The 12,256-nt window shown below is 70.5% G+C and carries 12 protein-coding genes; 6 read left to right on the forward strand and 6 right to left on the reverse strand.

What is annotated here, in order from left to right:
- Nucleotides 1-20: 20 nt before the first annotated feature.
- From ACYVPE_RS03630 to ACYVPE_RS03650, 5 genes are all read right to left on the reverse strand, one after another.
- Nucleotides 21-878 carry an SAM-dependent methyltransferase gene (locus ACYVPE_RS03630; protein WP_461031897.1) on the reverse strand — a complete coding sequence of 286 codons (858 nt, stop codon included), beginning with the start codon at nt 876-878 and terminating at the stop codon, nt 21-23.
- A 110-nt stretch (nt 879-988) separates the two neighbouring features.
- A complete protein-coding gene (locus ACYVPE_RS03635) occupies nt 989-2,239 on the reverse strand; it encodes a sugar ABC transporter permease (RefSeq protein ID WP_461031898.1) in 1,251 nt (416 codons plus the stop codon).
- Nucleotides 2,236-2,994 (reverse strand): ATP-binding cassette domain-containing protein, encoded by a 759-nt coding sequence (locus ACYVPE_RS03640; protein WP_461031899.1) that lies wholly within the window; start codon nt 2,992-2,994, stop codon nt 2,236-2,238. The genes ACYVPE_RS03635 and ACYVPE_RS03640 overlap by 4 nt, the downstream gene beginning before the upstream one ends.
- Nucleotides 2,991-4,130: a sugar ABC transporter substrate-binding protein gene (locus tag ACYVPE_RS03645; protein ID WP_461031900.1), complete on the reverse strand. Its 1,140-nt coding sequence runs from the start codon at nt 4,128-4,130 to the stop codon at nt 2,991-2,993. Before ACYVPE_RS03645 ends, ACYVPE_RS03640 begins: the two co-directional genes overlap by 4 nt.
- Entirely contained in the window at nt 4,127-5,245 is a 1,119-nt protein-coding gene (locus ACYVPE_RS03650) for an ROK family transcriptional regulator (RefSeq protein ID WP_461031901.1), read from the reverse strand. Before ACYVPE_RS03650 ends, ACYVPE_RS03645 begins: the two co-directional genes overlap by 4 nt.
- A gap of 247 nt (nt 5,246-5,492) precedes the next feature.
- Between ACYVPE_RS03650 and ACYVPE_RS03655 the strand changes: the two genes are divergently transcribed.
- The 6 genes from ACYVPE_RS03655 to ACYVPE_RS03680 all read left to right on the forward strand — a co-directional run bounded on the left by ACYVPE_RS03655 (nt 5,493) and on the right by ACYVPE_RS03680 (nt 12,015).
- Nucleotides 5,493-6,785, forward strand: a complete 1,293-nt coding sequence (locus ACYVPE_RS03655) for an ABC transporter substrate-binding protein (RefSeq protein ID WP_461031902.1) — start codon at nt 5,493-5,495, stop codon at nt 6,783-6,785.
- Nucleotides 6,786-6,882: 97 nt separating this feature from the next.
- Nucleotides 6,883-7,782 (forward strand): carbohydrate ABC transporter permease, encoded by a 900-nt coding sequence (locus ACYVPE_RS03660; protein WP_461031903.1) that lies wholly within the window; start codon nt 6,883-6,885, stop codon nt 7,780-7,782.
- Nucleotides 7,782-8,681, forward strand: a complete 900-nt coding sequence (locus ACYVPE_RS03665; RefSeq protein ID WP_461031904.1) for a carbohydrate ABC transporter permease — start codon at nt 7,782-7,784, stop codon at nt 8,679-8,681. The genes ACYVPE_RS03660 and ACYVPE_RS03665 overlap by 1 nt, the downstream gene beginning before the upstream one ends.
- 85 nt (nt 8,682-8,766) lie before the next feature.
- Nucleotides 8,767-9,948 (forward strand): DUF262 domain-containing protein, encoded by a 1,182-nt coding sequence (locus tag ACYVPE_RS03670; protein WP_461031905.1) that lies wholly within the window; start codon nt 8,767-8,769, stop codon nt 9,946-9,948.
- On the forward strand, nt 9,945-11,057 hold the full coding sequence (locus ACYVPE_RS03675) for an AAA family ATPase (RefSeq protein ID WP_461031906.1): 1,113 nt from the start codon (nt 9,945-9,947) through the stop codon (nt 11,055-11,057). The genes ACYVPE_RS03670 and ACYVPE_RS03675 overlap by 4 nt, the downstream gene beginning before the upstream one ends.
- Nucleotides 11,035-12,015, forward strand: a complete 981-nt coding sequence (locus tag ACYVPE_RS03680; protein WP_461031907.1) for a hypothetical protein — start codon at nt 11,035-11,037, stop codon at nt 12,013-12,015. Before ACYVPE_RS03675 ends, ACYVPE_RS03680 begins: the two co-directional genes overlap by 23 nt.
- A gap of 48 nt (nt 12,016-12,063) precedes the next feature.
- On the opposite strand, the gene ACYVPE_RS03685 is transcribed toward ACYVPE_RS03680, so the two are convergent.
- On the reverse strand, nt 12,064-12,255 hold the full coding sequence (locus ACYVPE_RS03685) for a hypothetical protein (RefSeq protein WP_461031908.1): 192 nt from the start codon (nt 12,253-12,255) through the stop codon (nt 12,064-12,066).
- Nucleotide 12,256: the final 1 nt, after the last annotated feature.

Raw genomic sequence — 12,256 nt, forward strand, 5'->3', positions numbered from 1 at the left:
AGTGCAGGCCGGCCAGGAGCTCAGGGCTTGAAGGCGACGCCGGCCAACAGGCTCACCTCGGCGTCGGTCAGGGTCTGCCTGGCCGGCGCCGGCAGCCGCGAGCTGACCTCGTAGGGGCGCCAGCGGTGGGCGACTTCGATGCCGGGCTCGACCAGGTCGAGCCCGGCGAAGAAGCGCGCCACCTCGGCGCGGCTGCGCACCTGGGCCGGCGTGCCGCTGGCCCGGTAGACCCCCACGGCCTTCTCCGTCGCCACCGGGTCGTAGTCGGGCGTGGCGTGGCTGACCGTCAGCGCCGAGCCGGCGGGGAACGCGTCGAGCAGTGTCCTGACCACGCGGAACGGGTCCCGGTCGTCCGGCATGAAGTGCAGCACGGCGCAGGCGCTGAGCGCCACCGGCTGGCTGAGGTCCAGGGTCTCCGTCAGCTCGGGGGCGGACAGGATCGCCTCCGGGTCGGTGGCGTCCGCCCGCAGATAGGCGGTGCGGCCCTCAGGCGAACTGTCCAACAGGGCCTGGGCGTGGGCCAGCACCAGCGGGTCGTTGTCGACGTAGACCACCCGCGACTCGGGGGCGACGCTCTGCGCGACCTCGTGCAGGTTGGGCGAGGTCGGGATGCCGGTGCCGATGTCGAGGAACTGCCGGATGCCGGCCTCCGCGAGCATCCGGATCGCCCGGTGCATGAACGACCGGTTCTCCCTGGCGAGCGTGATGATCCCGGGATAGACCGTCAACGCCCTGATGGCGGCCTGGCGATCGGGCTCGTAGTTGTCCTTGCCGCCCAGGAAGAAGTCGTACATCCGCGCGGAGTGCGGCTGGCCGAGGCGGAGATCCTCGATGCCGACCTCCGGGACGGCGGCGGTGCCTTGTTCTTGGCCGTCCATGACTCCCCTTCGTCCCAACGTTCCCAGCCGTCCCATGGTAACCGCGTGCGGCCCGTGGCGGCGCGCCAACTTCCTTGTGGATCAAGCGAGTTCTTCGGCGTGCCCGCCCGTCAGGGCAGCCGGCGGGCCGCCGGGACGGCGGCCGGGGTGCGGCGGCCGCGGATGAGGGTGTCGGCGGTGAGCGCCAGCAGCAGGACGAGGCCGGTGACCACGTAGCGGGTGGCGGTGTCCAGATTCAGCAGGGTGAGGCCGCTGGAGATGGACGTGATGACGAGGACGCCGACCAGCGCCGACCAGGCGCTGCCCCGCCCGCCGAAGAGGCTGGTGCCGCCGATCACGGCCGCGGCGATGGCCATCAGGAAGGTCTCCGTGCCGCCGGTGCCCTGGTTCGCGGCGGCCAGCCGGCCCGCCGCGAGGACGCCGCCGAGCGCGGCCAGCGCCGAGCAGGCCACGAAGCAGGAGATCGTCGTGCGCCGGACCGCGACCCCGGCGAGCAGCGCCGCCCTCGGGTCGCCGCCCACCGCGCGCACCGCCCGGCCCCAACGGGTGCGGCGCAGCAGCACGTCGACCACGAGGACGAGCGCCACCAGCAGCACCACCGGGTAGCCGATGCCGCGTTCGGTGCCCAGGTAGGCGACGGTCGCGCAGAGCAGCGCGGCAAGCGCGGCGACGCGGAGCACCAGCCGGCCCATCGAGATCCGCGGCAGCCCGGCCCGCGCCCGCCTGGCGCGCTCAACGAGCTGGACCACGGTGACCACGGCGACCGCGGCCGCCACCAGGCCCCAGGCGGCGAGCGGGGAGAGGAAGCTCTCCTGGGCGAACCGCACCAGCCACGACTCGAAGGGCAGGTTGATCGAGCCCTGCGGGCCGAGCACCCGCAACTGCACGCCGGCGAGGACGAGCAGCCCGGCCAGCGTCAGCACGAAGCTCGGCAACCCGAGCCGGGTGGCGAGCAGCCCGTAGCCGAGGCCGACGGCGACGCCCACGGCGAGCGCCAGCGCGATGCCGAGCGCGATCGGCCAGTCCGCCAGGACGGTGGTGACCCCCACGACGGCCGCCGCGAGCCCGCTGACCGAGCCGACCGACAGGTCGATCTGGCCGACCAGCAGCACCAGGACGACGCCGAGGGCGATCACCCCGGTGGGCACGGACTGCAGGGTCAGGTTGACCAGGTTCTCGGCCGACAGGAACGCCGGCTCGATCAGCCCGAACACGGCCCACAGCAGCACCAGGGCGCCGATCACCGGCAGCAGGCCGAGCTCGCGGTCGGGGATGTGGCGCAGCAGGCGCGGCCACGGGTCCTCGCGCGCGAGGACGGCGACGAGCGTGCGCTGCGACGGTGGTGCGGTGGCTGGGGTCATCGGGGCTTCCTGCCGCTGGGGCGGCTCACCCCGGTCATCGCGGCGAGCAGATCCTCGTACCCCACGCTGGCGGCGTCAAGTTCGTCGTCGATCCGGCCGAGCCGCAGCACGGCGAACCGGTCGGCGACGGCCTGCAGGTCGGCGGCCTGGTGGCTGATGAGGACGACGGCGTGCCCGCGCTCCCGCAGCCGCTCGACGAGGTTCAGCACCTCGGCGGTCTGCCGGACGCCGAGCGCGGCGGTCGGCTCGTCGAGGACGACGACCCGGGGCGAGCCGAGCAGCGCCCTGGCCACGGCGACGACCTGCCGCTGCCCGCCGGACAGCGCCCGCACCGGCAGCCGGACCGACGGGATGTTGGTGGCCAGCTGGCCGAGCAGCTCCCAGGCCCGCCGCTCCATCTCGACCTCGTCGAGGAAGCCGCCGCGGGTGGGCTCGTGGGCGAGGAAGAGGTTCTCGACGACGTCCAGGTTGTCGCAGAGCGCCAGCTCCTGGAAGACGGCGGCGATCCCCAGGCCGCGGGCCACGGCGGGGGAGTCGAGCACCACGGGCGCGCCGTCGAGCAGCACCTGGCCGGCGTCCGGCCGGTAGACGCCGGCGATCACGCCGGCCAGCGTCGACTTGCCGGCGGCGTTGTCGCCGACGACGGCCAGCACCTCGTGCTGGCGGATGTCGAGGTCGACGTCGATGAGGGCGCGCACGCCGCCGAAGTTCTTCGAGACGCCGCGCAGCGACAGCACGGGCTGCGCGTCGTTCACGACGCCTCCCCGGTCAGCCCCGCGGCCGCGCACGCCGCCGCGTAGTAGCGGGTGCAGATCTCCTCCACCGTGTGCACCCCGCCGTCGACCAGCACCCGCTCCACGTCGTCGACGCCGACCGCCCGGGGCGCGAGGAGCATGCTCGGCACCCCCTCGATGGTCGCGGTGGTGCGGGGCGACTCGCCGCGCAGGACGCGCACGGCCAGCTCGGCCGCCGTCCTGGCCTGCTCGGTGGTTGCCTTGAAGACCGTCATGTACTGGTCGCCCGAGATGATGCGCTGGGCCGCCGCCAGCTCGCCGTCCTGCCCGGTGACGGGCGGCACCGGGTCGAAGCCGGCGGCCTTCATCGCGGCGACCGCGCCGCCCGCGATGCCGTCGTTGGCGGCGTAGACGCCGTCGATCCGGTCGCCGAACCTGGTGACCTGGCTCTCGACCCAGTCGGTGGCCTCGTCCGGGCTCCAGTCCGGGGTGTCGTACTCGGCGAGCACCTCGATGTCCTCTCCTTCGAGGGCACGGTCGACGCCGGCGGCGAGCGCGGCGGCGTTCGGGTCCGTGCCCGAGCCGCGCACGAGGAGCACCCCGGGGGGACGGCCGTCCGCACGCGGACCGTTCGCTCTCGCGGCCTCCTCGACGGCGGTCACCAGCGAGGTTCCCTGGAGGTAGCCGATGAGCTCGCTGTCGAACGAGACGTAGTAGTCGACGCCACCGCCGGCGATGAATCGATCGTAGGCGATGACGGGGACACCGTGCCGGTCCGCCTCCCGGACGATGCTGACGGCGGCCATCGTGTCCACGGCGTCCAGGACGAGGACGTCGGCCCCCCTGGCGAGCATCGACTCCGCCTGCTGCTGCTGGATCGCCGCGTCCTGGTCGGCGTTGGCGTAGTACACCTCGCAGCCGGCGCAGCGCTGCTCCACGACGCCGACGAAGGTGGGGCGGTCGGTGGTCTCGTAGCGCGCCGTCTTCACCTCGGGCAGCAGCAGCCCGATCGCGCCCTCCGCCGGGGCGGCCGAGGCACCCGGCACGCAGCCGGCCGCCGCCGCCAGCAGCAGCGCCGCGAGGCAGCCGGCCCAGGTTCTCCGGCCGACCGTTCTTCGCCCGACCGCTCTCCGGCCGACCGCACTTCCCTCGATCACGGGGTCACCCCGAGCGCCCCGCGGACCCGGGCCGTGTCGAGGGCGACGGCCAGCGCGCCGCGCACCTCGGCAGCCGCGCCGAGCCCGGAGGCGACCACCCTGGCCGGGCCGCCGGTGCTCGGCATGGTGCGCTGCTCCACGACGGTGCGCATCGGGCCGAGCAGGATCTCGCCGGCCTCCGCGAGTTGGCCGCCGACCACGACGATCTCCGGGTCCACCAGGTTGCACAGGTTCGCGGCGGCCACGCCCAGGTGCTGCCCGGCGTCGGAGAGCACGCGGCGGCAGCCGGGGTCGCCCTCCTCGGCGCGGAGGATGACGTCCCGCAGCGTGAGGTGGCCGTGGCTCGCGGTGAGCATCCCGAGCAGGGCCGGGGCGCCGACGAACGTCTCCAGGCAACCGCGGTTGCCGCAGCGGCAGATCGGGCCGTTCTCGTCGATCGTCACGTGCCCGATCTCGCCGGCGCCGCCCGACCGGCCGTGCACCAGCTGCCCGCCCATGACCAGGCCGCCGCCGACCCCGTGGGAGACCCGCAGATAGGCGACGTTCTCGTGGCCGACGGCGGCGCCGAGCCTGGTCTCGGCGAGCGCCCCGAGGTTGGCGTCGTTGTCGACGGCCACCGGCACGGCCAGCTCGCGCCCGATCACCTCGGGCACGGATATCCCGTCCCAGCCGCGCAGCATGCCGACCGTCGTGATGCGCCCGGTGGCGCGGTCGACGGGGGCCGGGAGGCAGACGCCCACGGCGAGCAGTTCCTCTGGCCGCGCGTCGAGGGACTCCAGCATCTCCACGACGAGCAGCGCCGCGCGGCGCAGCCCGGCGTCGGCGCGGTGGTCGGGCGCCAGCGGCATCCGCTGGTCGGCGAGCAGCTGCATCGCGGCGTCGGCGAGCGCGACCCGCATGGACCGGCTGCCGAAGTGGACCCCGGCCACCAGGCCGAGGCCCCTGGCGAGGGTGACCTGGAGCGCGCGCCGGCCGCTGCGGGTGGAGGGGGAGGTGTGCAGCACACCGCTCGCCGCGAGCTCCTTGACGATGTTGGAGACGGTGGCCGGCGACAGCCCTGTGACACCGGCCAGTTCTATCTGCGTGAGCGAGCCGTGCCGCTGAACGGCGCTCACGATCCGGGCTCGGTTGGCCTCACGTAGTGAAGTCTGCGAGCCGGGAGTCACCCGGTCAGTGCGCACGACGGGCAGCCTACCGTCCGCACCCCCGTCGGGGCAGAGGGCACGTTCCCTTGCGTACATGAACCGGCCGCAAATAACGACTGAACCCATCTTTGGATTTACTTCTTGACTTCAAGGAGGGCTGGGCCTTTGATGACCGGGGACACCCCTGGTACGGCAATGAAGGCGTAGGGATTCACTGATGCGTGTCACTCACAAGACCGGCTCGATGGTGGCCGGCGTCGCCGTCGCCGCCCTGACGCTCGGGGCGTGCAGCGGTTCAAGCAACGACAGCGGCGGCGACTCGAGCGGCGGCGGCGCCGGCGAGCAGGTCGAGGTCTTCACCTGGTGGGCCGCCGGCTCCGAGAAGGCCGGCCTCGACGCCCTGGTGAACGTGTTCGAGGAACAGCACCCCGACATCGAGTTCGTCAACGGGGCCGTGGCCGGCGGCGCCGGCTCGGCCGCCAAGGACCTCCTGCAGTCCAGGCTCCAGGCCAACGACCCGCCGGACACCTTCCAGGCGCACGCCGGCATGGAGCTGCTCGACTACATCAACGCCGCGCAGCTGCAGGACGTCTCGCCGCTGTACGACGAGTTCGACCTGCGGGACGCCTTCCCGGCCGACCTGATGGAGCTGCTCACCCACGACGGGCAGATCTACTCGATACCCTCCAACGTCCACCGGGCGAACGTGCTGTGGGCCAACTCCGGCGTGCTGGAGGAGAACGGCATCGACCCCAACGCCACCTACGCCTCGCTCGACGACTGGTTCGCCGACCTGGACGCCCTCCAGGAGGCCGGCGTCACCCCCCTCTCGGTGGCCACCGCCTGGACCCAGGTGCACCTGCTGGAGACGATCCTCCTCGCCGACCTGGGAGCCGACGCCTACAACGGTCTCTGGGACGGCTCGACGGACTGGGAGGGCGCCGACGTCACCGCCGCCCTCGAGGACTTCGAGCAGGCCATGAGCTACACCAACACCGACCGCGACGGCCTTGACTGGCCCGAGGCCACCCAGATGGTCATCGACGGCAACGCCGCCTTCAACGTGATGGGCGACTGGGCCGTCGCCGCCTTCGAGGAGCAGGGCCAGGAGCTCGGCACCGACTTCACCGCGAACCCGGTCCCCGGCACCGACGGCGTCTTCGACTTCCTCGCCGACTCCTTCACCCTGCCGGTGGGCGCCCCCGACGAGGAGGGCGCCAGGGCCTGGCTGGAGACGGTCTCCTCCGCCGAGGGCCAGACCGCGTTCAACGTGGCGAAGGGCTCCATCCCGGCCCGCGTCGACGCCGACCCGGCGGACTTCTCCGCGTACCAGCAGTCGGCCATGGAGTCGTACGGCCAGGACACCATCGTCCCCTCCCTGGCGCACGGCGCCGCCGCCCCGGTGGCCGGGCTGAACGCCGTCACGGACGCCACCAGCAGGTTCACCTCCGGCGCCGCCGACCTCTCGACGTTCCAGTCGGAGCTCGCCGCCGCGGTGGCCACCAGCTGATCTCCAGCGCCGACCCGGGATCACGTCACGGTGCGCCGCCGGCCCTTCCCCGCCGACGGCGCGCCGTGACGCCCCAAGGGAGAGACACGAGACACCGATGACACACACCCTGAAACGCGTCGGGCCGCCGCTGCTGCTGCTCGCCCCCTCGCTGATCCTCGTGGGCGTCTTCGTCTACGGGCTCATCGCCGTGAACTTCGGGACGTCGACGACCGACATCCACACCGCGGCCCAGGCCACGGGCCAGGAGCCGTCGAACACCGTCTGGTTCGACAACTACCTCGACCTCCTCGGCAACGACGCGTTCCAGCACTCGCTGCGGAACCTGCTGCTCTACACCGCGGTCTTCCTGTGCGGCACCCTGGTCATGGGCTTCCTGTGGGCCTGGCTGCTGGAGCGGCCGATCAGGGGCGAGGGGATCTTCCGCTCCATCTACCTGTTCCCGATGGCGGTGTCCTTCGTCGCTTCCGGCGTGGTGTGGCGATGGCTCCTCAACTCCGGCCAGGACGAATCGGCCACGGGCCTCAACCGGCTCTTCCAGATGACCGGCCTCGACTTCCTCCAGAACAACTGGTGGAACAACGTCGACTACGGCATCACCGCCATCGCGATCCCCGCCATCTGGCAACTCTCCGGCTACGTCATGGCGTTGTTCCTCGCCGGCTTCCGCGGCATCCCCGACGAGCTGCGCGAGGCGGCCCGGATGGACGGCGCCACCACCTGGCAGCTCTACCGCCACGTGCTGTTCCCCCAGCTCTCCCCGGTCGCCCTGTCGGCGCTGATCATCATCGGCCACATGTCGCTGAAGTCCTTCGACCTGATCATGTCCATCTCGAAGCCGGCGAACTACCAGACGAAGGTCCCCGCGGTGGACATGTACGTCTTCAAGTCCAGCTTCGACTACGCCAACGCGGCCGCCATCGGCTCGATCCTGCTGGTCCTGGTGGCCGTCGTGGTCGTGCCCTACCTCGTCCGTACCAACCGCAGGGAGCGGTAATGGCCACGCTCTCGACCACCACCACCCCGCCGACCACGGCGCGCCCCGCGACGCCCTCCTCGCGCCCCCGGCGCCCCGGCGGCTTCACCCTGGCCCGCACCCTGCGCTACGCCGCCCTCCTCTTCTTCCTCCTCATTGTCCTGATCCCGGTCTACGTGCTGCTGATCACCAGCTTCAAGGGCCCGGGCGACGCGGCACCGGCCCGCGCCTGGAACCTGCCGTCGACCTGGACGCTCGACAACTGGCGCACCGCCGCTGACACGTTGACCCCGGCGATCTGGCGCACCCTCCAGATGGTGATCCCGTCGGCGATCATCGCGGCGTTCCTCGGCTCGATCAACGGCTTCGTGCTCTCCCGCTGGTCCTTCCGCGGCGCCAACATCGTGTTCACGCTCATCCTGTTCGGGATGTTCATCCCGTACCAGGCGGTGATCATCCCGCTCAACGAGCTGGTCCTCGACCTGGACCTGCCGAGCGGCGTGCCCACGCTGATCCTGCTCCACGTGGTGTTCGGCATCCCGATCACGACGCTGATCTTCCGCAACTACTACCAGACCGTCCCCCACGAACTGGTCGAGGCCGCCCGCATCGACGGCGCCGGCATGCTGCGGACCTACTGGTCGGTCATCCTGCCGATCTCGATCCCCAGCTTCGTGGTCGTGCTCATCTGGCAGTTCACCTCGGCCTGGAACGACTTCCTGTTCGCGGTCTTCTTCTCCTCCAGCCAGAACGGCCCGGTGACGCTGGCCCTGAACAACCTGGCCAACGGCGCCCTCCTCCAGGACTACGGCGTCTCGATGGCCGGCGCGCTCTTCGCCTCCCTCCCGACGCTGCTCGTCTACATCGTCCTCGGCCGCTACTTCGTCGGCGGCCTGATGTCGGGGTCCGTCAAGAGCTGACGCCCCCTCCGAGACCGTCGGGTCCACCGCACCCCCGTCGCGGTGGACCCGACGCACCACTGAGGCGGCGGCTAGGATTTCCCGCATGACGAGCCCGACGCCCCCGGAGCCCACCGAGCCGCCTGAGGTCCGTGAGGAGTACTTCAACAACGAGCCGATGGGCATCGAGGTCGAGAAGGAGGCCGACGAAGAGAACCCGGATATCGCGCGTCCGTGGAACCCGGAGCAGATCAGGGTCAACACCAAGCAGTTCTCCCTGCGCAACATCCTGGACATGATCGATGACGACTCTCTCGAACTCGCACCGGACTTCCAACGGAACCAGGTCTGGAACCCCTGGCAGAAATCTCGACTGATCGAGTCGGTACTGCTCCAGATTCCGCTGCCTGCCTTCTACTTCGCGGAAGACACCGACGGCAGGATGCGCGTGGTGGACGGCCTTCAGCGGCTCTCCACAATCCATCACTTCGTACGCGGCGGGTCGAAATCGGGCTTCCACCTCAAAGGGCTGGAATATCTTGACGAAGCCGTGGAGGGGAAGCGTTTCGAAGACCTTCCGGCCCCCTGGAAGCGTCGGATTCACAACACCCAGATCTCTACTCATGTGATCGACCCGACGACTCCGCCCGATGTCATGTACGACATCTTCAAGCGGATCAACACCGGCGGGACACCGCTCAATGCCCAGGAGATCCGGCACTGCATGAGCAGGGACCGCAGCCGCCGCATCCTCAAGGAGATGACTTCGACGGACGCGTTCAACGAGGCGACCAACAAGATGGGTGGTCACCGGCGCATGAACGACCGGGAAATGGCTCTCCGCTTCGCCGCGTTCTGGCTGGACGGCCCCGAGGAGTACCGCAGGGTCGCTGCTATGGATCCGTTCCTTCAAAAGGCGACGGCCAAGCTCGACTCCCCGGAGGAAGTGGACGACGCACGCGTAGCGGCGCTCCAGGCCGACTTCACCAAGGCCATGCGCAACGCCCGTCTCGTCTTCGGTGACCACGCCTTCCGCAAGTGGTCCTTGACGCAAGGGGACTGGCGGTCGCCGATCAACCGGGCGCTCTTCGAGGTATGGGCGATCACCCTGGCCCGCTACGAACCGGCCGCCCTCCAGCGCCGCACGCCGGCCATCGTCGACGCCGCGAGAAAGCTGATGACGGAGGACTACAGGTACCTGGACGCCATCACCACGTCCACCGGTGGTACCAGCAAGGTGTTCTACCGGTTTGAGGCGACGGCGAGCGCGGCGGAGGCCGGACAGTGATCACCTCGCTGCGTATCCGCCACTTCAAGCGGTTCGCCGAAGCGGACTTTCCCCTGCGCCGGCTCACCGTCCTGACCGGACTCAACGGCACCGGCAAGAGCACCACCATCCAGGCCCTGCTACTCGCTCGGCAGCTCGCGGACTCACCGAACACCCGCTCGGTGCAGCTCAACGGACCCTACGGCCTCGCCCTGGGCGAAGCCCACGAGGTGCTGCACCCCGACGCCCCCGACTCGTCCATCACCCTGGAGTTGGGCAGCGACCACGCACCGGCCCCCAGCTTCGTCCGCTTGGCCGTCCCCGACGAACAAGCCCTCTACCTGGACGTGGCCGAACAGCGGGGAGATCCGCTGCCGGAACTCTCAGGCCAGGGCTGCTCCTTCACCTACCTGTGCGCCGAACGCCTCGGCCCCCGAGACCAACTCGGCGTCTCAGCGGAACACCCCGACCTCCTCGGGGTGGGCGTGCGTGGCGAGTACACGGCGCAACTGCTCGCCCTGCACGAGAGCCGGCAGGTACGGCCGGAACTGCTCCATCCCGACACCGCCACGACGCACGGCGTCACCGTCCTGCGCACCCAGGTCGAGATGTGGGCGTCGGACATCATCCGGCCCGTCGAGATCCAGGCGCAGTGGCCGCCGGGCATCACCGCCAGCACCATCCGCTTCCGCGAACCGGGGCTGCTCGGCGAGGCCATCCGCCCAGGCAACATGGGCTTCGGCTTCTCCTACGCCCTGCCGGTGATCGTGGCCGGGCTGCTCACCCGCCCCGGTGACCTCCTCATCGTGGAGAACCCCGAGGCCCACCTCCACCCCGGCGGGCAGTCCCGGCTCGCCCGCTTCCTGGCCCGGGTGGCCGGTGCGGGGACACAGGTCGTCGTCGAGACCCACAGCGACCACGTGCTCAACGGCGCGCGGCTGGCCGTGGCGGAAGACGGCACCCTGGACCCGGAGTCCGCACTTGTCCAGTACTACGGCACCGAGCAGGCCGGCGCCATACCGATCGAGCTGACCGCATCCGGCGAACTCTCCGAGTGGCCGGAGGGATTCTTCGACCAGATCGAGCGAGACCTGGGGAGGTTGGCGCGTGCCAGGCGCAGCAGGCGATGACCGACCGCGCTTCGTCGTCGACGAGTCGTCCTTCGACTTCCGCGATCTTGACGAGGAACGCCTGACGGATCTGCTGGACGACTTCTGCGACACCCTGGAGGAGTTAGGCGAGCGCTGGGTCATCGCCGTCTCCTCGTGGTGGACCGAGACCGAGTGCACCGACGGGCAGCCGCTCTTCGAGGTGCTCTACGAGAACGGCGTGCCGAGGCCCGGCCGGGACGCCCGGCTGCGGATGGTTCGGCTGATGGACCGCTGTCCTGAATGGAGCCCGGATCTCATCGGGCTACCGGACCGGGTGGAACTGGCGGGCAACGCCCGGGATATGGCCTGGTCCATCGGCTACGCCTGGCGGCACTCCCGGGACGGCCACCACATCTGCTGCCTCGTCTTCCCGAGGCCAGGCCCGCGCGGCTGGCAGCCGGTCACGGCGACGACCGGGGAGCCACCGACGCCGGTCGTCGCCGACGTGCACTTCTTGGCCGCGCACTCGGCCTACGGCGAGTTCTGGCGCTCCCTCTTCAGCCGGGAAGACGTGACCGAACAGGACTTCCTGGTCCGAGCGCGAGAGGCGTTCCCCGGCCTGGCCTTCGCCGACTCCCTGACCTTCCGCAAGTTCGACGGCACCTACCAGGACCTGCGTGACTGGGTCGTCCAGGCGCTGTCCGTGATCCACGACCACTTCGCCGACGCTCTGCGCGGGCAGGTGGGCATCCCCCATCAGGTGCAGGCCGTGCTCGGACAACACGGAATGGACGTCTCCCCCGAGAGCTCGAAGACCCGAGCCAGCGGGAAGCTCATGAAGCAACGCGAGGTCACGCACGAGGGAGAGGTCTACTCGTGCGAGTGGCACGCGAAGAAGGAGCGCCACCGCAACCGGGTGCACTTCAGCCTGCCGGACCAGCGCCTGGAAGGCCGCCTCCTCATCGGCATCTTCACCGACCACCTCCCCACTGAATGAGCGAGGTGGGCAAGGTGGCCGGCGATCTCCACCGTCGCCAGTCGCCGGCTACAGGAGGTGGTCGGCCCTGCCGGCCTTGATGTCGGTGATGAGGGTGCGGAGGGCTTCGAGGGTGTCGGTGAGGTACTTCTCCTCCTGGCCGTTGACTGCTATGTAGGCGTTGCCGTCGGCGTCGGTGCCGAGCCGGAAGCAGGAGTTGCCTTCGCCGCAGAAGGGCGCTTCCCAGGTGATGTCGGGCATG

It is taken from the genome of Streptomyces mayteni, assembly GCF_054783955.1.

Coding starts and splice junctions, on each gene's coding strand:
- ACYVPE_RS03630 (WP_461031897.1), bottom strand. CDS start 878: ATGGACGGCCAAGAACAAGGCACCGCCGCCGTCCCGGAGGTCGGCATC.
- ACYVPE_RS03635 (WP_461031898.1), bottom strand. CDS start 2,239: ATGACCCCAGCCACCGCACCACCGTCGCAGCGCACGCTCGTCGCCGTC.
- ACYVPE_RS03655 (WP_461031902.1), top strand. CDS start 5,493: ATGCGTGTCACTCACAAGACCGGCTCGATGGTGGCCGGCGTCGCCGTC.
- ACYVPE_RS03660 (WP_461031903.1), top strand. CDS start 6,883: ATGACACACACCCTGAAACGCGTCGGGCCGCCGCTGCTGCTGCTCGCC.
- ACYVPE_RS03665 (WP_461031904.1), top strand. CDS start 7,782: ATGGCCACGCTCTCGACCACCACCACCCCGCCGACCACGGCGCGCCCC.
- ACYVPE_RS03670 (WP_461031905.1), top strand. CDS start 8,767: ATGACGAGCCCGACGCCCCCGGAGCCCACCGAGCCGCCTGAGGTCCGT.
- ACYVPE_RS03685 (WP_461031908.1), bottom strand. CDS start 12,255: ATGCCCGACATCACCTGGGAAGCGCCCTTCTGCGGCGAAGGCAACTCC.